Source organism: Ectothiorhodospira lacustris (genome assembly GCF_022227785.1).
Lineage (GTDB): Bacteria > Pseudomonadota > Gammaproteobacteria > Ectothiorhodospirales > Ectothiorhodospiraceae > Ectothiorhodospira > Ectothiorhodospira lacustris.
Map to the genome: position 1 here is coordinate 1 of NZ_JAJNQM010000020.1, position 22,412 is coordinate 22,412.

A 22,412-nucleotide genomic window follows, 5' to 3' on the forward strand; every position below is an offset into this window, starting at 1 on the left:
CTCGCCTACTACGATGCGCTCACCGGGCTGGCGAACCGCAGCCTTTTCATCGAGCGCGTGTCGCAGTACATGAAGACCGCCGCCGCCGCCGGGCATTCGCTCGCCCTCTTTCTGGTGGACCTGGAGCGGTTCAAATATTTCAATGACAGCCTCGGCCGCCCGGCGGGTGACGCCTTACTGCGACACGTGGCCCAGTGGCTCACACAAAGCATCGGGGACGCCAGCCTGCTCGCACGGATTGGTGCAGACCAGTTCGCGGTGGTGCTGCCCGAAGTCCGCAATGAAGGGGACGTGGCGCGGCTGCTGGAGAAGTTGATGGCAGTCTTTCAAGATCGATCGTTCAACCTGGAGGACGACACCTATCGCGTGGCCGCGAGAACCGGCGTGGCGCTATTTCCCCAGGACGGCAAGGAAGCCGAGGCCCTGTTCCTGAACGCCGAGGCGGCGCTGAAGAATGCCAAGACCCGCGGCGACCGCTACCTCTTCTATTCGCACAAGATGACCAAGGCCATGGCCGGCAAGTTGATTCTGGAGAACCAGCTGCGCCAGGCGATCGACCGAGAGGAGTTCGTGCTGCACTACCAGCCCAAGGTGAGCTTCGCGAGCGGCAAGCTCACCAGCGCCGAGGCGCTGATCCGCTGGAACGATCCGCGCACCGGGCAGGTGCCGCCGGGTCAGTTCATCCCGGTGCTGGAGGAAACCGGGATGATCTACGAGGCGGGTCGCTGGGCACTGCGCAAGGCGATCGCGAACTACCTGCGCTGGCTGGACACGGGGCTGCCTGCGGTGCGTGTTGCGGTCAACGTATCGGCCCTGCAGCTGCGCAGCCCCGGCTTCATCGCCGAACTGGAGCAGGCCCTTGCCGTCGATACGCGCGCCGCGGCGGGCCTGGAGCTTGAGATCACCGAGAGCCTCATCATGGCGGACGTGGAGCACAGCATCGCCACGCTGCAGGCGGTGCGCGCCATGGGCGTCACTGTCGCGATCGACGATTTCGGCACCGGCTTCTCTTCACTCAGTTATCTGATGAAGCTGCCCGTGGACACGCTGAAGATCGACCGCTCCTTCGTGTTGGCGATGACGCAGTCCCCTCAAGGGTTGGCCCTGGTCACGACCATCATCAATTTGACGCATTCGCTCAAGCTCAATGCGGTGGCGGAGGGCGTGGAGACGCAGGAGCAGTCGCGCCTGCTGCGTCTGATGGGCTGCGACGAGATGCAGGGCTACCTCGTCAGTAAGCCGCTGCCTGTCGAGATATTCGAAACGCGCTTCCTGGCGCGGGTCAGCTCCGAGCAAAGGCAGCGTTAGCCCGTGCCGTCCTGACGGGGTATTGGGGAGAGGGCGCCGAGGCGGCTCAGCTCCCGCTGGGCGGCCTCCAGGGCCTGCTCGGCTTCCACTTGCGTGGTGATGTCCTTCTGGATGCCGATGTAGTAAGTCAGCCGGTCCTCGTCATTGAACACCGGCGTGATGCTCAGTTCGTTCCAGAACAGGCTGCCGTCCTTGCGGTAGTTGCGCAGCCGCACCCGGCAGGGCATGCCCCGCTCCATGGCCTCCCGTATTTGCACCAGGCCGGGTTGGTCGCGATCATCGTTCTGCAGGAAGCGACAGTCCCGGTACAGGATTTCATCGGCACGATAACCCGTCAGCCGTTCAAAGCCTGCGTTCACATAGATGAGTATGGTGTCATCGCCTTCCCGCTCGGCGATGGTCACGCCGTCATCGGAGGCGTCCACCGCCAGGGCCAGTAAGGCAGGATCAATCAGACGCTCACGTACCATATCAGATCCCGGGGACGGATTCCGAGCCGCTCAGGCTTTCCAGGGCTTCCAGGTCATGGAGATAGATGATGCCGGCCTTCTCCGACAGATAACCCCGCCGTTTCCAGTCGGCAAAGAAGCGGCTGACCGTCTCCACGGTCAGGCCCAGCAGTGCGCCGGTCTCGGTGCGGGACAGGGGTAGCGGCATGCTGGGGTAGTGGCCGTTCTTGGCCCGCCAGTAGAGCAGGAAGGCAGCAAGCCGTTCACCGGCCTTTTTGGTACCCAGTTCCAGGGCCAGGTTTTCCACCTGCTGCAGGGCCAGGGCCCAGCGGGCCAGCAGGGCATGGTTCAGGGTGGGGTGCTCCGCCTGCAGTCGTTTGAGCACCGGCAACGGCAGCCGGCAGATCTGGACCGGAGTCAGGGTGGTGGCCGTGTGGTTGTAGGCATGCCCCATCAGTCCTTCCGCCCCCATGACATCCCCCCGGGTCAGCAGGCGCAGGATCTGGTCGCGACCGTTCACGGCGGTACGCGTCAGTTTGATCACTCCGTCCTTGAGGGTGAACGCCGCATTGGCCTCGGCGCCTTCCCGGTAGAGGACATGGCCTGCAGGAAGATCAAGGTGTTCCGCCGGGTTGTTGAGCCTGAGCACCACCTCGTCCGGCAGATCGCCGAACAGGCTGACGTCCCTGACCGGGCAGCGACCGCAGTCGTTATCCATCTGCGGCGTGACGGCCCGGCCCGGCTGGATATTTTTATCGCGCCGCCGGCGGCCGGCCGGGTCGCCATCGCCCAAGGCGAGATCACATGGGTTGGACAACGGTGAACGCTCCCCCTAACGATGGGTCTCTTCAAGGTTTTCCATACTAGCATGGTATGAAACTGCCCTGGGTATCGAAAAGATGCCCTGTACGAGCCTTTTTCAGCCCGTCATTCGATGAGTCTGAGCAGGACCAGCACGGCGCCCGTACCGCCGTCCGCGGGGCGTGCCGAGCAGAAGGCCAGGATGTCCGAGCGTTGCTGCAGCCAGTGGGCCACCCGGCTCTTGAGTACCGGTCCCCGGTTGCTGGAGCGCAGGCCCTTGCCGTGGATGATGCGCACACAGCGCAGGCGGCGCGTCCTGGCTTCGGCGATGAACAGGCCCAGCTCCGCATGGGCTTCGCGGGCCGTCATGCCGTGCAGATCCAGTTCCGCCCCGATCCGGTAATGCCCACGCCGCAGCTTCTTGAAGACCTGTCGCTGCAGGCCTTCGCGCATGAAGATGAGTTCGTCGCCTGGCTGGATGTCGGTGACCTGGAAGGGGTCCTCAACCATGGCTTCCAGGGCGCGCTGGTGCTGGGCCTCGGTCTGGCGGGGTCTGGGGGGTGGCCGCCGGGGTTGCAGCGTGGCCCGGTCCGCGCGCACGGGCTCCACCGGGCCTACGGCCTGGCGGAAGAGGGCGATGTCATCATCTTGATCTTGCGAGTCTTGCGGCGGCATGTCAGGGATCCGTTGCCGGTGGTTTGAGCCTGCTCGGGCCGTCGGCGGCATGAGCGTGTCGGCCGGAAAGATTCGGTGGACATGCGCCGGGGACGGGCTTTCCAGTATATTAACCACTTGACTTCAAAGTGACTCGATATGCGCATACTGCTCAGTAACGATGATGGTGTCCACGCTCAGGGCCTGCAAACGCTGGCCAAGGCCCTCAGGACCTGTGCCCAAGTCCATGTGGTGGCACCGGACCGTGACCGCAGTGGTGCCAGTAATTCCCTGACCCTGTCCCGCCCGCTGCGCCCGGAAACTCTCGACAGCGGTGATGTGCGGGTGGACGGCACACCCACCGACTGTGTCCATCTGGCCATCACCGGCCTGCTGGAAGAGGAGCCGGACATGGTGATTTCGGGGATCAACTCGGGCGCCAATCTGGGGGATGACGTCCTTTACTCGGGTACCGTGGCCGCGGCCATGGAAGGCCGCTTTCTCGGGTTGCCGGCCATTGCCGTTTCCCTGGCCGGCTACCCTTGTCAGCACTTCGATTCCGCCGCCCGGGCGGTGATGCAGTTGCTGGAACGTCTGCGCAACATGCCTCTGCCTTCCGACACCATCCTGAATGTCAATGTTCCGAATCTGCCCTGGGGAGAGATCCGCGGTTTCCAGACCACCCGGCTGGGGCATCGTCACAAGGCGGAACCGGTCACCCGTGCCACGGACCCCCGGGGACGACCCATTTACTGGGTGGGTCCCGCCGGGCCGGAACAGGACGCCGGGCCGGGCACCGACTTTCACGCAATCCGCTCCGGGTATGTGTCCGTCACGCCGATTCAGGTGGATCTGACCCGCTACGATGCCATGGATGTGGTGAGTCGCTGGCTGACGGGAGAGCAGGCTTGAACCAGGATCTTGCGGGAATCGGCATGACCTCCCAGCGTGCTCGTGATCGACTGGCCCGCCGGCTGCAGGAGCTGGGAATCCGTGATGTCCGGGTGCTGGAGGTGATGCGCTCCACCCCGCGACATCTGTTCGTGGATGAGGCGCTGGCCCATCGGGCCTATGAGAACACAGCCCTGCCCATCGGGTTCGGCCAGACCATTTCCCAGCCCTATATCGTGGCCAGGATGACCGAAGCCCTGCTGGAGGAGGGAGTGCCGGAACTGGTGCTTGAGGTGGGCACCGGGTCAGGGTATCAGGCGGCCGTACTGGCCCAACTGGTGGGGCGCGTGATCAGTCTGGAACGGGTCCGCCCCCTGCAACGCCGGGCCCGTGAGGTGCTCAGCAGCATGCGTCTGCACAATGTCAGCCTGCGCCATACGGACGGCACCCACGGGTGGTCGGAAAATGCCCCCTATGACGGGATCCTGCTCACGGCGGCACCTCGGCAGATTCCCGAGCCCCTGCTGATGCAGCTCAAGGTGGGGGGGTGGCTCCTGGCCCCCGTCGGCGGCGAGCATGAATCCCAGTCCCTGGTGCGCATCACTCGCACCACCAAGGCCTTCGTCAAGGATGAGCTGGGGCCGGTGAGCTTCGTACCGCTGTTGCCGGGAGAGGTTCTATGAAGCTGTTCGGTCCGCTCTATGACCGGGTCATGGGCTGGTCACGGCATCGCCATGCGCCTCGCTATTTGGCGGCCCTGTCCTTTGCCGAGTCGTCCTTCTTTCCGGTACCGCCGGATGTGATGCTCGCACCGATGGTGGCGGCACAGCCGCAACGGGGGGTGTATCTGGCCTTCATCACCACACTGTTTTCCGTGCTGGGCGGATTGTTGGGGTATCTGTTGGGGTATCTGGCCTTCGGTATGCTCGAACCCCTGATCCTGAACGCCGGCTATGGTGAAGAACTGGCATTGGCACAGGAATGGTTTACCCTCTGGGGGGTGTGGGTCGTGCTCGTCGCGGGTTTTTCTCCCATTCCCTACAAGCTCTTCACCATCACCGCCGGTGCCCTGTCCATGGCCCTGCTGCCTTTCGTCATCGCCTCGTTCCTGGGGCGGGGGGCGCGTTTCTTTGCCGTTGCGCTGCTGATTGGCTGGCTGGGGCCGCGGGTGGAACCAAAATTGCGGCCTTATATCGAATGGCTGGGATGGCTGACGGTAGTCTGCCTGTTACTGGCGGTTGCTCTCTATCAATGGTACGGATGAACGAGACACGGTGAAGGGACTGGCACTCATTCTGCTGATGCTCATGGTTTCGGGCTGCGCCGCCGTCAAGCCCGAAGATCCGGCGTTTCGTTCCGGTACCTATACCGTCCGCCAGCATGAAACCCTGTATTCCATCGCCTGGCGTTACGGCCTGGAGTGGCAGGCGCTGGCGCGTTGGAACGGGATCCGTGAGCCTTATACCATCTATCCCGGCCAGCGCCTGCGCATGAATCCGCCGCCGGGACAGTCCAGGACGGCATCGGCACCGACACCGGCCGCCACGCCGGCACCGCGGACCACTGCGGCGACACCCCGGGAAACCCGGACCGAGCCGCCGCCGCGGGCGGCCACGCCGACACCGGCGCCGCCGGCTTCCGCTTCCGCGCGTCCCGCTCCCACCGCATCGGTCCCGCCCCCGACTTCATCCTCTCCGGCCCCGACGCCGCCGCCGTCTTCATCGGCCAGTTCCACCCCGCCCCGGCCGGCCCCCGTGGCCCAGCCGGTGCGTGAGCCGGCCACCCCCACCTCCGCCCCGGCGGCCACCGGTCCCCTGGTGTGGCAGTGGCCCACCGAAGGGCAGGTAGTGCGCCGCTTCGATGCCCAGGGGACCGGGAAAAAGGGCATCGCCATTACCGGCCAGCGGGGCCAGCCGGTACGGGCCGCCGCCCCCGGCCGGGTGGTCTACAGCGGAAGTGGACTTGTCGGATATGGAAAGCTTATTATCATCAAGCATAACGACAGTTATTTAAGTGCTTATGGTCACAATGAAAAAATCCTTGTGAATGAAGGCGCTACGGTATCTGCTGGACAGCAGATCGCCCTGCTGGGGGACACCGGTACGGACCGGCCCATGCTGCATTTCGAAATCCGCGAGGATGGCAAGCCGGTCGATCCCCTGCGCTACATACCGGACCGATAACTAGGGGCGTGGCAGCCCCGCACAGGAGGTCACATGCCCAAAAGGCGAGACAAGAACCCCGTGTATGAGGATATGGAGGAACGACTGGATGAGGAGGAGGATGCCGGGGATGAGCCGCCGGACCCGGAACAGACAGCGTCATCACCACTGAAGGACGATGCCGATGAAGCGGAGGAGAGCCTGACGGAAGACGAAGAGCCGTCCATGGTCTTTGCGGCGGGCGAAGTGCCCAAGAGCGACATGGACGCCACCCGGATCTATCTGAGCGAGATCGAATTCTCACCATTGCTGACCCCGGAGGAGGAGGTTTATTACTCGAGGCTGGCGCAACAGGGTGATGAATACGGCCGCCGGAAGATGATCGAATGCAATCTGCGACTGGTGGTCAAGATCGCCCGGCGCTACATGAATCGTGGTCTGGCCCTGCTGGATCTGATCGAAGAGGGCAACCTGGGGCTGATCCGTGCCGTGGAAAAATTCGATCCGGAACGTGGTTTCCGCTTTTCCACTTACGCCACTTGGTGGATTCGCCAGACCATCGAACGCGCCATCATGAATCAGACCCGAACCATCCGTCTGCCCATCCACGTGATCAAGGAACTGAACGTCTACCTGCGCGCATCCCGTCAGCTGGCCCAGGAACTGGATCATGAGCCGACGGCGGAGGAGGTGGCCAGACACCTGGACAAGCCGGTGCAGGACGTGAAGCGGATGCTGGCGCTGTCGGAACGGGTGACCTCGGTGGATCTGCCCATCGGCAAGGAGAGTGATCGTCCTTTGCTGGATGTCATTCCCGACGAGCAGACCCCGGAGCCTGCGGCGCTGATCCAGGACGAAGACGTGATCCACTACGTGGATGAATGGCTGATGGAGCTGGATGAAAAGCAGCGCGAGGTGATCGTCCGTCGCTTCGGGCTGCATGGTTTTGAGCGCAGTACCCTGGAGCAGGTGGGGCTTGAACTGGGCGTCACCCGGGAGCGGGTACGGCAGATCCAGATGGATGCCCTCAAGCGCCTGCGCAAGATCCTCGAAAGTCGGGGGTTTTCCGAAGAAACGCTGTTGCAGAACTGAAGTGCCCGGCAAGCCGGCGTTGTCAGTCTCCGGGCACCATCAGGGCGACGGCTACGCGCCGTCCTTCGTTCATGATGACGTTATAGGTGCGACAGGCGGCAGCGGTATCCATGACTTCCAGTCCGATGCCCCGGTCCTTGAACAGGCGCAGGATGTCCCGTCCGGGAAAGCGCATGACCGGACCGGTGCCCAGGAGGAGGATCTCCGGTGATCGTTCCAGGATGGGGGCGAGTGCAGCCGCCGTCAGCGTTTCCGGGTCGGTGGGTCCCCAGTTCGGGATGAGGGCGTCCGGCAAGACCACCAGGCTCTTTTCGTAGCGGGTCTGATTGACCTGAATCCATGTCGCATCATGGGCCGTGATCACATGCCGACCATCTCCGTATTCGCGTGTCATCTTCATGGGCTGAAGCTAACGCGACGGCCCCGCGCAAGGCAAGTGCAAGTCCACCCTGATTGACAGGTTTCCGGGTGCCCAGTATCGTTCCTGGTTTATCTGTACTCTCCTTATTCACCCCCCTTCTGCAACGCGGATTACCCCTGTGATCGAAGAGTTTCCGAGAATCAAGCGACTCCCCCCCTATGTCTTCAGCATCGTCAACGACCTGAAGGCCAAGGCCCGTGCCAGAGGCGAGGATGTGATTGATTTCGGGATGGGGAATCCGGATCAGCCGACCCCGGATCACATCGTTGACAAACTGGTGGAAGCCGCCCAGCGTAGCGATACTCACCGCTATTCCATGTCCAAGGGCATTCCGCGTCTGCGCCGCGCCATTTGTCGCTGGTACAAGGATACCTATGATGTGGACCTGGATCCGGAGACCGAGTCCATCGTCACCATCGGCTCCAAGGAAGGGCTGGCCCATCTGGCGCTGGCGACGCTGGGTCCCGGCGATGCCGTGCTGGTCCCCAATCCGGCCTATCCCATTCATCCCTATGGCTGCGTCATTGCCGGCGCCGACATCCGTCATGTCCCTCTGACGCCGGATGTGGACTTTTTTGCCGAACTGGAGCGGGCCATCCAGGATTCCTGGCCCCGTCCCAAGATGCTCATCCTGAATTTCCCCGCCAATCCCACCACCCAGTGCGTGGAGCTGGAGTTCTTCGAGAAGGTGGTGGCCATCGCCCGGGAACACAAGATCTGGGTGGTCCACGACCTGGCCTATGCGGAGATCGTGTTTGACGGCTACAAGGCACCGTCCATCCTGCAGGTGCCCGGGGCCAAGGATCTGGCAGTGGAGTTCTACACCCTGTCGAAGACCTACAACATGCCCGGCTGGCGCGTGGGCTTCATGTGCGGCAATCCCACCCTGGTGGCGGCGTTGGGTCGAATCAAGTCCTATCTGGATTACGGCACTTTCACCCCGATCCAGGTAGCGGCCATCACCGCCCTGGAAGGTCCCCAGGAGTGCGTCGAAGAGATTCGCCAGCTCTATCGGGTACGCCGGGACGTGCTCTGTGACGGCCTCAATGCCCTGGGCTGGCCGGTGGAGAAACCCAAGGCAACCATGTTCGTATGGGCGCCTATTCCCGAACAGTATCGGCATATGGGATCCCTGGATTTTTGCAAGAAGCTGTTGCGGGATGCCAAGGTGGCGGTGTCCCCGGGTATCGGCTTCGGCACCTATGGCGATACCCATGTCCGCTTCGGCCTGATCGAAAACGAGCATCGTACCCGGCAGGCCCTGCGGGGGATCAAGGCCATGTTCCGCACCGATGCCAGGGCCGAGGCTGAAGAGCGGCCCGGCTGAGGACCCCACGCCACTGGTGGGTTCTTTGAGGGGGGCTTTGTGGCCCCCTTCTTTGTTTGTTCCTTGCGGGCTGTTACCACAGATCTCTGTGCTTTCCCGGTTGGAAGTCACTGCGCCTGTTTTTGCGCGGTTCGTCACGTTTTGTGTACCGGTCCGTCCGCTTTATATTTAGGATATATCCGGATATGGAGCCTGCGTGGCTCAAGAATGTTCAGTCCGGGCCGATTATTCCGGGTAAGACAAAGGAGAAGCATGCCAATGCCCAAAACGATCCTCACGGTGGACGACTCCGCTTCGATTCGCCAGATGGTGTCCTTCACCCTCAAGGGGGCGGGTTATACCGTCACCGAGGCCATGGATGGTCAGGATGGACTCGACAAGGCCCGTGCGGGTAGATTCGATCTCATCTTCACCGACCAGAACATGCCGCGCATGGATGGCATCAGCCTGATCAAGGCATTGCGAGGCCTGCCCCAGTACAAGACCGTCCCCATCCTCATGCTGACCACCGAGTCCGGGGATGCCATGAAGTCCCAGGGCCGGGCAGCCGGGGCGACGGGGTGGCTGGTCAAGCCCTTCGATCCGCAAAAGCTGCTGGAGGTCGTGCGCAAGGTCATCGGCTGAATCAGGAGATTCCAACCCGTGTGGGGACAAGCGGCATGACCATCGACATGAGCCAGTTTTATCAGGTGTTTTTCGAGGAGGCCGCCGAGCACCTGGCCGAAATGGAGAGCCTGCTCCTGGAATTGGATGTGGAGGCTGCCGACAAGGAGATGCTCAACGCCATCTTTCGTGCGGCCCATTCCATCAAGGGAGGCGCGGGCACCTTCGGTTTCACCGACATGGCCCAGATGACTCATGTGCTGGAGTCCCTGTTGGATCGCCTGCGCCGGCAGGAACTGCAGCCGACCACGGCCATGGTGGATGCCTTTCTGGATGCCGGTGACATCCTCAAGGCGCAGCTGGCAGCCCATCAGGAAGGCGGGGTATTTGAAAACCCCCGCATTGCCGAGGTCTGCAACAGGCTGGAAAGACTGTCCATGCTGGAGGCTGAGCCGGGGGCTCCTGTAGCGCCCCCGCCCTCGGATGTACCCCGTCAAGTTGAGTCCGCTGCCGCCCCGGGGGGGGATGCGCCGGACTGCCGGGTCTGGCGCATCCGGATTCATCGGGAACAGGCCGGACTCAAGCCGGATACCTCTCTGGAGGGATTGGTGTCGGCCCTGGCTGAGCTGGGTCCACTGGAGCCTTTTACAGAGGAAGAAGATGGTGACTGCCTGGGGTGGCAATTGACCGCGCCGGTTGCCCATGCCGATATCATGGATCTGCTGGATTTCGTCTGCGATGCCGCCGGCGTGCGTGTGGAATCCATGCCGGCCTCCGCAGCGACGGATGAAGACCCCGGTTACGGCTTTTTTGAACCGATGGGTGAGACTCCCGGCGACGGCGTTCCGGATACGGATACGGATCCGGGCTACGGACTGTTCGAGGACGCTCCGGGCGCGGTACAGGCACTGGACCAGGAGCATCCCGGATATGGTCTGTTCGGCGGCAGTCCGGGAATGGGGCAGGTTGCCGAACAGGCGGCACGAGAGCAAGATGAGACCGATCAGGGCTTTGGCTTCTTCGACGGCGCGCCCGGTGTTGTCCCCGCAGACTCCTCAGGCCCTTCTGCCGCCAATGCCGGCCCGCCCGCCGGTGGAGGCGGCACACCAACACCGGAAGGCGGTCGGCAACCCCCGGCCCGGCGTCCGCCGGCCGGTGACACCTCCATCCGCGTGAGCGTGGAAAAAGTGGATCAGCTCATCAATCTGGTGGGAGAGCTGGTGATCACCCATGCCATGCTGGCGGAGTCGATTTCCGCCCTGGACCCGGTGGGTCATCAGTCCGTTTTCAACGGTCTGGCCAACCTGGAACGCAATTCGCGTGATCTGCAGCAGTCCGTCATGTCCATCCGCATGATGCCCATCAGCTTCGTGTTCAACCGTTTCCCCCGGGTGGTCCGGGATACGGCCGCCTCCTTGCACAAGAAGGTCAATCTCAAACTGGTGGGGGAGGATACCGAACTGGACAAGGGGCTGATCGAGCGCCTGGCCGATCCGTTGAACCATCTGGTGCGTAACAGTATCGATCATGGCATCGAATCACCGGATCAGCGCCGGACCGCCGGCAAGTCCGAGACAGGTGAGATCATGCTGCGTGCCAGCCATCAGGGCGGCAACATCGTGGTGGAGGTGAGTGATGACGGCGCTGGCCTGAACCGGGACAAGCTGCTGGCCAAGGCCGCGGAGAAGGGGATTGCCCTACCCGACAACCCGTCCAGCAAGGAGGTCTGGCAGCTTATCTTTGCCCCCGGGTTCTCCACTGCGGAGAAGGTGACGGACATCTCCGGGCGCGGCGTGGGCATGGATGTGGTGCGCCGAAATATCGAACAGATGAATGGCCGGGTGGAGATCGACTCCGAACCGGGCAAGGGGACCCGGATCATCATCCGGCTACCCCTGACCCTGGCCATTCTGGACGGCATGTCGGTGCGCATGGCGGACGAGATCTTCATCCTCCCGCTGACCGCTATCCGCGAGTCCGTGCAGCCTCGTCGCACGCAGGTGAAGACGGTATCCGGCAAGGGGCGAGTCTTCCAGGTGGGTGGCGATTATCTGCCCCTGGTGGAACTGGGAGGCCTCTTTTCATCGGGTGGGCGCAGGTTCCCCGTTGAAGAGGGTATCGTGGTGATCGTGGATACCAATGAGGGCAGGGCAGCCCTGCTGGTGGACGAACTCATGGCCCAGCACCAGGTCGTGATCAAGAGTCTGGAAACCAATTACCGCAAGGTGGAAGGGGTGTCCGGGGCCACCATCATGGGGGACGGGCGGGTCGCGCTGATCCTGGACGTGGACGAACTGATGCGACTCAATCGCAGGCTCGGTTCATCAATGGCAACCTTCGAGGTGCGGGAGCAGGCACATGACTGAGACAGCAAAGGATCGGGCGATCATCGGCAGTGATGAAAGCCGGGAATACCTGACGTTCACCCTGGGCGACGAGGAATACGGCATCGATATCCTCAACGTGCAGGAGATTCGCGGCTACGACGCGGTTACCAAGATTGCCAATTCTCCCGACTTCATCAAGGGCGTGATCAACATGCGTGGGGTGATCGTGCCGATCATCGACATGCGCCTTAAATTTCACCTGGGTGTGGCCGAGTACAACCAGTTCACCGTGGTCATCATCCTCAATATCAGCGGCCGGGTGGTGGGCATGGTGGTGGACGGTGTCTCCGATGTCATCGCCCTCAGAGCCGAGCAGATCCGCCCGGCTCCGGAGTTCGGCGCCATCCTTGATACTGCCTATATCGACGGGCTGGCCACTCTGGATGACCGTATGGTCATCGTGGTGGATATCGAGAAACTCATGAGTAGCGGAGAGATGGGGCTGGTGGATCAGGTTCAGTCCGGTTCGGCCTAGTCGTTTTGCTCAGGAATCCAGTAGAGGATACGCACATGCGCTGGTTCGACAATCTTTCAGCAGGGATCAAGATCGGCTTCCTTGGCGGGGTGCTGATCCTGGCCTTGGGCTACGCCGCCTACGAGGCCTATCTGGGCTTCAGCAGTTGGTCCAATTATTCACAGCAGATCCGGGACAACCGTCTGCCGTCGATCCGGGCGTTGACCACGCTCAATACCGAACGGATGGTCATCCGTGCCCAGACGGTGGAGGTGCTGGTACAGATTGATGGCCATACGGACAAGACGGCCCTGCGCAGCATTGCCGGTCAGCGGACGCGGTCCTGGGAGATCATTGATCAGAACTGGAACGAGATCAGCAGCATTCCCCGGCTGACGGAAGAGGGGCAGCGGCTCTTTACCCGTCTAAGCGGCGAATACCTGGCCTGGAGAACCATCTATGTAGAACTGGATCGCCTGATTCAGGGGATGATCAACACCACGGATCCGGTACGTTACGATCAGCTGATGGATGAATACCGGGCCATCATCAACCGCATGGTGCCTATTTCCAATACCATGGGCGCCACTTTCGATGAACTGGTGAACGGCAACCTGGTGCGGGCGAGCACCCAGGCCACTGCCGCAGTGGTTGCCTCCGAAGCGGAGATTCGCAAGGTGATCTGGCTGGCCGCGATCGCCATGCTCCTTGCCATCGTTCTGGCCACCCTGACCTTCATCAGCCTGGTCCGCCCCCTGCGATCCCTGGTGGCCCATTTCAGCGCCATCGGTGAAGGTCATTACGATCAGAAGATCGAGGAAAATCGAAAGGATGAGATCGGTCTGGCCCTCAAGGGGTTGTCCGAAATGCAGGCCAAGCTGAAGGCGGACATCGCCGAGACCCGGCGGGTGGCGGCCGAGAACCTGCGTATTCGCTATGCGCTGGACAGCGTTTCTTCCAGCGTGATGGTGTCCGAGCCCGGTGGTCGAATCATTTACGTCAACGAGGCGGTCTTGGGCATGTTCCGCCGTGCCGTCAATGAGATCCGCAAGGATCTGCCCAGTTTCAACCCGGACCAGGTCCTGGGTGCCAGCGTGGATATCTTCCATAAGAATCCGGCCCATCAGCGCCAGATGATGGACACCATGCGCTCCACCCATGACACCCAGGTCATGATCGGTGGACGTACCTTCCGTCTGGTGGCCAATCCAATCATGAACACCGAAGGTGAGCGGGTGGGCGTGGTCATCGAATGGACGGATCGCACTCAGGAGCTGAAGGTCGAAGAGGAAGTGAGTACGTTGGTGGAAGGTGCCGTGAAGGGTGATTTCACCAAGCGCATCCCCACGCAGGACCTGAGTGGTTTCTTCAAGCGCCTGGGCGAGGGCGTCAATACCCTGATGGAAAAGACCGCCACCGGGCTGTCGGAAGTGGTCCGGGTGCTGGATGCGGTCTCCCACGGCGATCTGACGCAGCAGGTGAGTGGCGAGTACGAGGGCACTTTCGGTCAGCTCAAGAACGACACCAACAGCACGGTGAGCCGTCTCAAGGAGCTCATCACCCAGATCAAGGAATCCGTGGATGCCATCAATACCGCGGCCCGAGAGATCTCGGTGGGCAACGCGGATCTGTCCCAGCGCACGGAGGAGCAGGCCTCCAGTCTGGAGGAGACCGCTTCCAGCATGGAGCAGCTCACCTCCACGGTCAGGCAGACCGCAGACAATGCCCGGCAGGCCAACCAGTTGTCCAATACTGCCCGTGAAACCGCGACCCAGGGTGGCGACAAGGTCAGGGAGGCCGTGACCTCCATGAAGGCCATTACCGAAAGTTCGGAGAAGATCAGCGAGATCATCACCGTTATCGACGGTATTGCCTTCCAGACCAATATCCTGGCCCTGAACGCGGCAGTGGAAGCGGCCCGTGCCGGTGAGCAGGGGCGGGGCTTTGCAGTGGTGGCGGGAGAGGTCAGAAACCTTGCCCAGCGCTCGGCCTCGGCTGCGAAGGAGATCAAGGCCCTGATCGCCGAGGATGCCGCCACCATCAGCCAGGGGAGCAAACTGGTCCTCGAAGCCGGTGGGGCCATGGAAGAGATGGTGAATCAGGTCAAACGTGTGGCCGACCTCATTTCCGAGATATCCGCCGCCGCCGATGAGCAGAGTTCGGGTATCGAGCAGGTGAATACCGCCGTGACCCAGATGGATGACGTGACCCAGCAGAATGCCTCACTGGTAGAAGAGGCAGCCGCCGCGGCTGAATCTCTGGAGGAGCAGGCACAGGGGCTGGCCCGTGCGGTCAGCGTCTTCCGGGTGGATGACACGGGCATCGGCAGTGGTGCAGGCACCGTACTCACCTCTCCCCAGCGCAAGAAGGCCCTGTCGGCGGTGGAGGTCGCCAGGCCCAGGGTGCAGGCAGCGCCCCGGGCGATGCCCAGACCCGCGGCCGGTGCCAGGCCCGCGACGGGTGGGACGAAAAAGGTGCCACCGCCGAGCAAGCCGTCGGATGATGAATGGGAGGAGTTCTGAGCCGGGAATTCCACTTTACGGATCAGGATTTTGAGTACGTCCGTGGCCTGATCCACACCCATGCCGGCATCTCCCTCAACCCGGGCAAGCGCGACATGGTCTACAGTCGCCTTGCCCGCCGGTTGCGGGCCAATCGGCTGCGGTCTTTCGGGCAGTATCTGGACGGCCTGGAAGTGGACTCGCCGGAATGGGAGCACTTCGTCAATGCCCTGACCACCAATCTGACCGCCTTCTTCAGGGAGTCTCATCACTTTCCCGTCCTGGCGGCGCATCTGGTCAGCACCCATGCCGGGAACCGGCGTCCGTTACGGATCTGGTCCGCTGGTTGCTCGACGGGGGAGGAGCCCTATACGATCGCCATGACGGCCATCAATGCCTTCGGTTCTTGGAACCCGCCGGTGAAGATCCTGGCCACCGACCTGGATACTCAGGTGGTGGAACATGCGTCACAGGGCATCTATGCCATGGAACGGGTGAGCAAGGTGCCGGCGCAGGAGCGGCAGCGCTTTTTCCTGCGGGGCCGAGGTCGTCAGGACGGCATGGCCCGGGTGCGTCCCCAGGTCAGGGAACTGGTCACCTTTCGCACCTTGAATCTGCTAGGTGGTGCCTGGCCCCTGAAAGGCCCTTTTGATGCCATATTTTGCCGTAACGTATTGATCTATTTTGACAAGCCGACACAATACAGGCTGATGAGCCGCTTTCATCCCCTCATGACCCCCGATTCACTGCTGTTTGTGGGGCATTCAGAGAGTCTGGCTCACGCCGCGGACTTGTTCCGACTCAAGGGAAAGACCATTTACGAGCCTGTCGCCAAGACGTGAGGCATCTGTCTGCATGACCAAGAGCTTTGAAGAAGTTCTGGCCGCCACCCATTACTTTGACAGGCATTTCGAAATGAATGCGGTCAAGGTGCTGCCCGGGGAATACTACGTGTCCGAGCCCGGCCTGCTCATGGTGACCGTGCTGGGCTCCTGCGTCGGGGCCTGCATCCGGGATCGGGTGACCGGGATCGGCGGCATGAACCATTTCATGCTGCCCGATGACCGGCGGGAAGAAGACTCACGGGTGGGGAGTGCCATGCGGTATGGTGATTACGCCATGGAGATCCTCATCAATGAACTGCTCAAGAAAGGCGCCAGGCGCGGCAATCTCGAGGCCAAGTTGTTCGGGGGCGGGAACGTGATCCCCGGCTTCACCCATAATGTCGTCGGGGAGCGTAATTCACGCTTCGCGGTGGATTATCTCAAGACGGAGGGTATTCCCGTCCTGGCCAGGGATCTGATGGGGAGTCACCCGCGCAAGGTCTATTTTTTCCCGGCGGATGGACGGGTGCTGGTGCGTAAGCTGAGGACGTTGCAGAACGACACCATCCTGGAACGGGAAATGAAATACAGTCAGCGCCTGCGTCAGGCTCCCGTGGCCGGGGATGTGGAACTGTTTTCCTGACCACTGAAGCAGGGGGAGATCGGTGAGCCTTCGGCCTGTGATTGTGTGGACCATGAGGAAGCAAGACATGCAGGGCTTGAGTGTGAAGGACATGATGGACAGGCTGAGGGAACACTGGCCCGCGGCAATGGCCACTGTGTTGGTGTTGCTGCTGTCGTTGCTGCTCTCTGCCTGGTTTCCGGCCTGGCTCTGCGTCCTGCTGGTGGCGCTGATCTGGTCGCTGTCCATCCTCATGGCAGGGCAGCCGGGGCGGTCTTTTGAAGGGGATGGTCCTCTTTCGACCAAGGGGGACGGCAAAGCCTCGCAGGATCTTGACCAGGCGCTGTGGGATCTGGTGCTGGAGATCGACCAGCTGATGGTCACCGAAATCACCGAGCTTCGCGAGCTGGTGCAGCAGGCAGTCAATCTGGTCTCCCATGGTGCCGGTAATCTGCGTCAGAGTTTCGAGAACCTGTCCACTGCCTCCGAAGAACAGCAGGCACTGGTCCTGCGCCTGGTGGGCGGTTTGTCCGTTAAAACCGGCTCTACCGGGGAAATGATCGATCTCAACACCTTCATGCTGGAGAACTCAAGGGTCATGAACGACCATGTGCAGATGCTGATCGATGTCAGCAAGCACAGCGTGGAAGTGGCTCATCAAGTGGACGATCTGTCCAACCAGATGGGGCAGATCTTTTCCCTGCTGGACAGCGCCAAGCATATTGCCGGTCAGACCAATCTGCTGGCGCTCAATGCGGCCATCGAGGCGGCCCGGGCGGGAGAGGCCGGCCGTGGATTCGCCGTGGTGGCCCAGGAGGTCCGCAAGCTGTCCCGGGATTCCGATAAGTTCAACGAAGAGATCCGCCATCTGGTGGAGCAGGCCAATCGCGTATTTGCCCATACCCGTGAGATTGTCAGTCGCATGGCCTCTCAGGACATGAACGCATCGATTGATGCCAAAGGATCGGTGGACGAGATGATGGTTCAGGTACGACAGATGAGCCAGGTTATCGAGGAGGGATTGCAGCAGGTTTCAGGTGGGATGGCGCGGGTGCAGCAGAGTGTGGGCGATGCGGTCCGCCTGCTGCAGTTTGAGGATATCACCACCCAGGTGCTGGAGCGGGCCGGCCACCGCATTGATTTCATGGATCGATTCATTGCCGAGTTGCGTCAGTTACCCTTGGTTGAACCGGCTCATTCCCGGCTCCAGCTGGAAGATTCGCGGCGTCGACTGGAGGCGCTGCGCTCCCAGTTGCGCGAGTCGGCCCACCGGCCGGTGCATCAAAAATCAATGGAAGAAGGTGAGATCGAGCTTTTTTGATGCCGCTTCCCATTGGCATCGTTACGCATCCCTTCATTGGAGGAGCAGCATGGTGATCATGCCTTGAGCCGGAAGACTCGCGTACTGATCGTCGATGATTCCGCGCTGGTCAGAAAGGTCCTGACCGAGATCCTGGACTCCGCGCCGGATATCGAGGTAGTGGGCACCGCCCAGGACCCCTATGTGGCACGGGAGCGGATCAAGAGCCTGAATCCGGATGTGCTGACGCTGGATGTGGAAATGCCTCGCATGGACGGGCTGACCTTTCTGCGCAATCTCATGCGTTTGCGTCCCATGCCGGTGGTTATGGTGTCGTCCTTGACCGCCCGGGGCGCCGATGTCACCCTTCAGGCCCTGGAACTGGGGGCGCTGGACTTCGTCACCAAGCCCACCCTGGATGTATCGCGCACCCTGAGCGAATACAGTGATCAGTTGATCGGCAAGGTCCGCATGGCGGCAGGTGCCCGTGTGCGTGCGCAGGTACAATTGGCCCCGCCGCCGCCCCGGCACTCGGTGGATCAGGTGATCCCCCTGCGGCCGGCAGCGGTGCGGCTGCATACGACCGACCGCCTGCTGGCCATCGGTGCATCCACGGGTGGGACCGAAGCGGTCAAGGATGTGCTGATGGGGCTTGCTTCCGACTGTCCGGCCGTGGTGGTCGCGCAGCATATCCCGCCCGGTTTCAGCAGGGCCTGGGCGGAACGCATGAATCGACAGACTCGGTTGGTGGTCCGGGAGGCGGAGGATGGCGATCGTCTGGTGAACGGCCATGTCTATATCGCCCCCGGCGATCATCATCTGCTGGTGGCCAGGGATGGCGCACGCTATGTGTGTCGTCTCAGCCGGGCGGAGCCCGTGAATCGCCATCGCCCCAGCGTGGACGTGCTGTTCCGTTCCGTGGTCCAGTCCGCCGGTACCAATGCCTGCGCCGCGTTGTTGACCGGAATGGGGGCGGATGGGGCACAGGGACTCAAGGAACTCCATGATGCCGGGGTTTTTACTATTGCCCAGGATGAGGCCACCAGTGTGGTCTGGGGCATGCCGGGAGAGGCAGTGAAGCGTGGGGGGGCCTCCAGGGTGTTGCCGTTGCAGGAGATTGCCGCCGCCTTGCTCAAGGCCTCTTCGTGACGCTAAGGACGGATGATGCTATGAAGGACGTCTTGGATAAGTCGTTTCGGTGTCTGAGCAGGTCAGTGTCTGAGTACATCATTCCCGCGAAAGCGGGAATCCAGTGACAGACTGAAAACCCTGGACTCCCGCCTGCGCGGGAGTGACGGTAGGGGGGGCTTCGCGGGAGTGACGGTGAGGGGACTTTGCGGGAGTGACGGCAATGAGGGGTGGATGGGGGTGTGGTGTGCCCGGGGGTTGGGTCTGTTACCTGCCTAGTCAATTTTTAGCGGAGTATGTGTCATGAGTATCAGTCGCCAGGTCGACAGCGGAAACGCGCTTGTCATCATCAATATTGAGGGGCGTTTTGATTTTTCCGAACACCGTCCGTTTCGCGATGCTTACCGGGATATTGCCCCTGGCTCCGTGCGTTTTCTGGTGGATCTGTCCCGTGCCGACTATCTGGACAGCTCGGCCCTGGGGATGTTGCTGCTGCTGCGTGAGCACGCGGGTACCGATGCCGGGCGCGTCACCATCCGGGGCTGCACCGAGGATGTTCTGAGAATCCTCAGGATTGCCAATTTCGACCGTCTGTTCATCCTAGAGTAGCGTGGTTTCCAGATGGGTCTTCACATTGCCTCTTCGCCCGCTACGCGGGGCATGGCCCTGGTGGTGGATGACGAGTCCACCAACCGCCTGGTGCTGGCCGCCATGCTCAAGCGCGAAGGCTTCCATGTCGTTGAGGCCCGGAACGGCAGCGAGGCCCTGACCCGGTTCGAGGCATCACGGCCGGATATCATTTTTATGGATGTGATGATGCCCGGCATGGACGGCCTGGAGGCGACACAACATCTCAAGACCCTGTCCGGCAACGACTTTGTCCCGATCATTTTCCTGACCGCACTGCATGACGACCAGTCTTTGGTGCGCTGCATCGAGGCCGGTGGTGACGATTTTCTGTCAAAGCCCTTCAGCTTCAATGTGCTCAAGTCCCGCATCGTGGCCATGGAGCGGGTGCGTGACCTGCATCGTCACATTGCGGCCAAGAACCGGATGCTGGCGAGGCTGCTGGAGATCGATCGTCAGGAACAGGTGCTGGCCGAGAGAATCTTCAGTCATGCGGTCAACGACCGCAATGTGGCCGGAGAGAATCTGGGTATCCTGATGCGCCCGGCGGCCACCTTCAATGGCGATCTGTTGCTGAGCCAGTATCTGCCCGATGGCAGTCTGCGCGTTCTGCTGGGAGATTTTACGGGGCACGGCCTGTCGGCGGCCATCGGGGCATTGCCGGTTGCCGACGCCTTTCACTCCATGACCCGCAAGGGGGTGGCCGACGAAGTGGTGCTGGAGGAGATCAACCGCAAGCTTCACCGGGTGTTGCCCACCGACCGCTTCATGTGCGCCTTCATGGTGACTTTTCCGGTATCGGGGGGGGATTTGCGTTGGTGGAATGGCGGGATGCCGGACGGGTTGGTTTGCCATGCCGAGGGCATCCATCGGCTGGCCTCCCATGCCCTGCCTCTGGGCATCCTGCCCGAACTGTCCCATAGTGACGCCCCGCGGCGCAGACCCCTGCGGATGGGGGACCGTCTCCTACTCATCACTGATGGTCTGCTGGAAGCCCAGGATGCCGAAGGACGTGCCTTCGGGCAGGCCGGGTGGCCGGAGCTGATCGCGAACTGGACCTGTGACCGCAGTCTGCTGGCGCCTTTGCTGCAATCGCTGGATGCCCACTGCGCGGATACGGATCAACAGGATGATATCGGTGCGGTGGAGATCCCGGTGACTGTGGATATTTTCGGGTGCGCCAATCTGGGTGCCGTTCCATCTTCCCAGGGAGGGGTCGCCTGTTCAGTATTGTTACGGGACGGACGTCTGGCGCGGACGCCTTCAATGGCGCATCTGCTGGGGCCTCTGGGGCTGCAGGAGGAACTTGGTGCCCATTTGGGTGCCCTGGAAACCGTCCTCCACGAGCTCTACACCAATGCGCTGGAGCACGGTATCCTGCGCCTGCCTTCCTGGATGAAGGCGACGCCGGACGGTTTTTCGGCCTATTATGTGGAGCGGGAGAGCAGACTCGCGGCAGGCCCCGTCGGCAGCATACGGGTGGATATCGCTTATGAGTCCGGACCGCCCGGTACGATCAGAATCACCATTACGGACAGCGGCCAGGGGTTCGATTTCGGCAAACCCCCTGAACCACTGAATGCCTCGGTCAAGCCTTGGGGGCGTGGTATCGCCCTGGTGCGGGAACTGTGCGAGTCCGTGAACTACTGCAATCTAGGCACCCAAGTGGAGGCAGTCTATCGGTGTGTCTGAATCATTGAAAGGATCAATATTTCATGTCCAGTCATCATAAACAGGATGAGAACTATCATCTGAGCCGCAACTCCGCTCGCATCATGGTGGTGGATGATGAGCGCGCCAACCTGGTGTTGATGGAGCGTCTCCTGCGCAGTGACGGCTACGGCAATCTGGTGATGGTGCAGGATCCCCGCCAGGTCATGACTGCCTATCGGGAAGAGAGAACGGATCTGATCCTGCTGGATATTCAGATGCCCCATATGGATGGCTTCCAGGTGATGGAGCAGTTTGCGGTGCTCAATGACCCTTTGGTGCCGCCGATTCTGGTGCTCACCGCCCAGGCGAGCCGGGAGTACATGCTGCGTGCCCTGAATGTGGGTGCGAGGGATTTCATCGGCAAGCCGTTTGACCGTGCCGAGGTGCTGGCCAGGGTCCGCAACATGCTGGACGTACAGCTGGCCCACCGCATGACCCATAACCAGAAGGATGTACTGGAGCAGATGGTTCGTGAGCGGACCGATGAGATTCGCCGTACCCGTCTGCAGGTGGTTCAGCGACTGGGGCGTGCCGCCGAGTACCGGGATAATGAAACCGGGTATCACATTCTGCGCATGAGCCACACTTGCGAGCTGCTGGCCCGCCATCTGGGGTGGAGCCACGCCGAATGTGAGCGCATGCTCCACGCCAGTCCCATGCACGATGTGGGCAAGATCGGCATCCCCGACCAGATCCTGCTCAAGCCTGGGAAACTCACCCCCGAAGAATGGTCCATCATGCAATCTCATGCCACCATCGGTGGGGACATCCTCAGCGGAGACGAGTCGGAACTGCTGAATCTGGCCCGGGAGATCGCTCTGACCCATCACGAAAAATGGGACGGCAGTGGTTACCCTCTGGGACTGGCCGGGGAAGAGATCCCCGTCAGCGGACGTATCGTCGCCCTGGCGGATGTGTTTGATGCCCTGACGTCCGAGCGGCCGTACAAGAAGGCCTGGCCGGTTCAGGATGCCCTGGATCTGATCCGGGATTCGAGCGGCAGCCATTTCGAACCACGGCTGACGGCGGTATTTTTCAAGCTGGTGCCGGAGATTCTTGCCATCCGTGACCGCTTTGCCGAACCGCCAAGCCCGGCGTCGGAACCGCACAGTTCCACGGGGCGTGTCGCCGACTGATGCAAGGCGGCC

General features: G+C 61.7%; 22 protein-coding genes. 18 read left to right on the forward strand and 4 right to left on the reverse strand.

Translation table 11 applies throughout. The features are described from left to right. A partial coding sequence (locus LQ952_RS05715) for a putative bifunctional diguanylate cyclase/phosphodiesterase (RefSeq protein ID WP_238621696.1) occupies positions 1 to 1,308 on the forward strand: 1,308 nt, incomplete at its 5' end. Here LQ952_RS05715 and LQ952_RS05720 read toward each other — a convergent pair. The 3 genes from LQ952_RS05720 to LQ952_RS05730 all read right to left on the reverse strand — a co-directional run bounded on the left by LQ952_RS05720 (position 1,305) and on the right by LQ952_RS05730 (position 3,233). Beyond that, positions 1,305 to 1,778, reverse strand: coding sequence for a PAS domain-containing protein (locus LQ952_RS05720; protein ID WP_238621697.1), 474 nt, complete (start codon positions 1,776 to 1,778; stop codon positions 1,305 to 1,307). The genes LQ952_RS05715 and LQ952_RS05720 overlap by 4 nt on opposite strands. Before the next feature lies 1 nt (position 1,779). Then, the gene (locus tag LQ952_RS05725) at positions 1,780 to 2,574 is read right to left on the reverse strand and encodes a Crp/Fnr family transcriptional regulator (RefSeq protein ID WP_238621698.1); all 795 of its coding nucleotides are present in this window, start codon (positions 2,572 to 2,574) and stop codon (positions 1,780 to 1,782) included. 110 nt (positions 2,575 to 2,684) lie between these two features. Beyond that, positions 2,685 to 3,233 (reverse strand): Smr/MutS family protein, encoded by a 549-nt coding sequence (locus tag LQ952_RS05730; protein ID WP_238621699.1) that lies wholly within the window; start codon positions 3,231 to 3,233, stop codon positions 2,685 to 2,687. A gap of 138 nt (positions 3,234 to 3,371) precedes the next feature. Between LQ952_RS05730 and surE the strand changes: the two genes are divergently transcribed. The 5 genes from surE to rpoS are packed head-to-tail and all read left to right on the forward strand — an operon-like array spanning position 3,372 to position 7,357. Next, positions 3,372 to 4,124, forward strand: coding sequence for a 5'/3'-nucleotidase SurE (surE, locus tag LQ952_RS05735; protein ID WP_238621700.1), 753 nt, complete (start codon positions 3,372 to 3,374; stop codon positions 4,122 to 4,124). Then, positions 4,121 to 4,786 (forward strand): protein-L-isoaspartate(D-aspartate) O-methyltransferase, encoded by a 666-nt coding sequence (locus tag LQ952_RS05740; protein ID WP_238621701.1) that lies wholly within the window; start codon positions 4,121 to 4,123, stop codon positions 4,784 to 4,786. Before surE ends, LQ952_RS05740 begins: the two co-directional genes overlap by 4 nt. After that, positions 4,783 to 5,367: a YqaA family protein gene (locus LQ952_RS05745; RefSeq protein ID WP_238621702.1), complete on the forward strand. Its 585-nt coding sequence runs from the start codon at positions 4,783 to 4,785 to the stop codon at positions 5,365 to 5,367. Before LQ952_RS05740 ends, LQ952_RS05745 begins: the two co-directional genes overlap by 4 nt. Positions 5,368 to 5,377: 10 nt before the next feature. Next, a complete protein-coding gene (locus tag LQ952_RS05750; RefSeq protein ID WP_238621703.1) occupies positions 5,378 to 6,286 on the forward strand; it encodes a peptidoglycan DD-metalloendopeptidase family protein in 909 nt (302 codons plus the stop codon). Between the two features lie 33 nt (positions 6,287 to 6,319). Further along, complete coding sequence (gene rpoS / locus LQ952_RS05755; RefSeq protein WP_238621704.1) at positions 6,320 to 7,357, forward strand: RNA polymerase sigma factor RpoS; 1,038 nt, start codon at positions 6,320 to 6,322, stop codon at positions 7,355 to 7,357. A gap of 22 nt (positions 7,358 to 7,379) precedes the next feature. On the opposite strand, the gene LQ952_RS05760 is transcribed toward rpoS, so the two are convergent. Beyond that, a complete protein-coding gene (locus LQ952_RS05760) occupies positions 7,380 to 7,757 on the reverse strand; it encodes an Mth938-like domain-containing protein (RefSeq protein ID WP_238621705.1) in 378 nt (125 codons plus the stop codon). 139 nt (positions 7,758 to 7,896) lie between these two features. Here LQ952_RS05760 and alaC point away from each other — a divergent pair, with 139 nt between their 5' ends. The 12 genes from alaC to LQ952_RS05825 all read left to right on the forward strand — a co-directional run bounded on the left by alaC (position 7,897) and on the right by LQ952_RS05825 (position 22,400). After that, positions 7,897 to 9,105, forward strand: a complete 1,209-nt coding sequence (gene alaC, locus LQ952_RS05765) for an alanine transaminase (RefSeq protein ID WP_238621706.1) — start codon at positions 7,897 to 7,899, stop codon at positions 9,103 to 9,105. A 258-nt stretch (positions 9,106 to 9,363) separates the two neighbouring features. Beyond that, complete coding sequence (locus tag LQ952_RS05770) at positions 9,364 to 9,729, forward strand: response regulator (protein WP_238621707.1); 366 nt, start codon at positions 9,364 to 9,366, stop codon at positions 9,727 to 9,729. A gap of 35 nt (positions 9,730 to 9,764) precedes the next feature. Beyond that, the gene (locus LQ952_RS05775) at positions 9,765 to 12,074 is read left to right on the forward strand and encodes a chemotaxis protein CheW (RefSeq protein ID WP_238621708.1); all 2,310 of its coding nucleotides are present in this window, start codon (positions 9,765 to 9,767) and stop codon (positions 12,072 to 12,074) included. After that, positions 12,067 to 12,570 carry a chemotaxis protein CheW gene (locus tag LQ952_RS05780; protein WP_238621709.1) on the forward strand — a complete coding sequence of 168 codons (504 nt, stop codon included), beginning with the start codon at positions 12,067 to 12,069 and terminating at the stop codon, positions 12,568 to 12,570. The genes LQ952_RS05775 and LQ952_RS05780 overlap by 8 nt, the downstream gene beginning before the upstream one ends. Before the next feature lie 35 nt (positions 12,571 to 12,605). Next, the gene (locus tag LQ952_RS15865; RefSeq protein WP_274521510.1) at positions 12,606 to 15,071 is read left to right on the forward strand and encodes a methyl-accepting chemotaxis protein; all 2,466 of its coding nucleotides are present in this window, start codon (positions 12,606 to 12,608) and stop codon (positions 15,069 to 15,071) included. Next, positions 15,056 to 15,892 (forward strand): CheR family methyltransferase, encoded by an 837-nt coding sequence (locus LQ952_RS05795; protein ID WP_238621710.1) that lies wholly within the window; start codon positions 15,056 to 15,058, stop codon positions 15,890 to 15,892. Before LQ952_RS15865 ends, LQ952_RS05795 begins: the two co-directional genes overlap by 16 nt. 13 nt (positions 15,893 to 15,905) lie before the next feature. Continuing rightward, positions 15,906 to 16,517 (forward strand): chemoreceptor glutamine deamidase CheD, encoded by a 612-nt coding sequence (gene cheD, locus LQ952_RS05800; RefSeq protein ID WP_238621711.1) that lies wholly within the window; start codon positions 15,906 to 15,908, stop codon positions 16,515 to 16,517. Positions 16,518 to 16,584: 67 nt separating this feature from the next. Beyond that, positions 16,585 to 17,817 carry a methyl-accepting chemotaxis protein gene (locus LQ952_RS05805; RefSeq protein ID WP_238621712.1) on the forward strand — a complete coding sequence of 411 codons (1,233 nt, stop codon included), beginning with the start codon at positions 16,585 to 16,587 and terminating at the stop codon, positions 17,815 to 17,817. A 63-nt stretch (positions 17,818 to 17,880) separates the two neighbouring features. Then, a complete protein-coding gene (locus tag LQ952_RS05810) occupies positions 17,881 to 18,945 on the forward strand; it encodes a protein-glutamate methylesterase/protein-glutamine glutaminase (RefSeq protein ID WP_238621713.1) in 1,065 nt (354 codons plus the stop codon). A 282-nt stretch (positions 18,946 to 19,227) separates the two neighbouring features. Further along, positions 19,228 to 19,533: an STAS domain-containing protein gene (locus tag LQ952_RS05815; protein WP_238621714.1), complete on the forward strand. Its 306-nt coding sequence runs from the start codon at positions 19,228 to 19,230 to the stop codon at positions 19,531 to 19,533. Positions 19,534 to 19,545: 12 nt separating this feature from the next. Beyond that, on the forward strand, positions 19,546 to 21,243 hold the full coding sequence (locus LQ952_RS05820; RefSeq protein ID WP_238621715.1) for an ATP-binding SpoIIE family protein phosphatase: 1,698 nt from the start codon (positions 19,546 to 19,548) through the stop codon (positions 21,241 to 21,243). Positions 21,244 to 21,266: 23 nt separating this feature from the next. Next, a complete protein-coding gene (locus LQ952_RS05825) occupies positions 21,267 to 22,400 on the forward strand; it encodes an HD-GYP domain-containing protein (RefSeq protein WP_238621716.1) in 1,134 nt (377 codons plus the stop codon). Positions 22,401 to 22,412 lie beyond the last annotated feature (12 nt).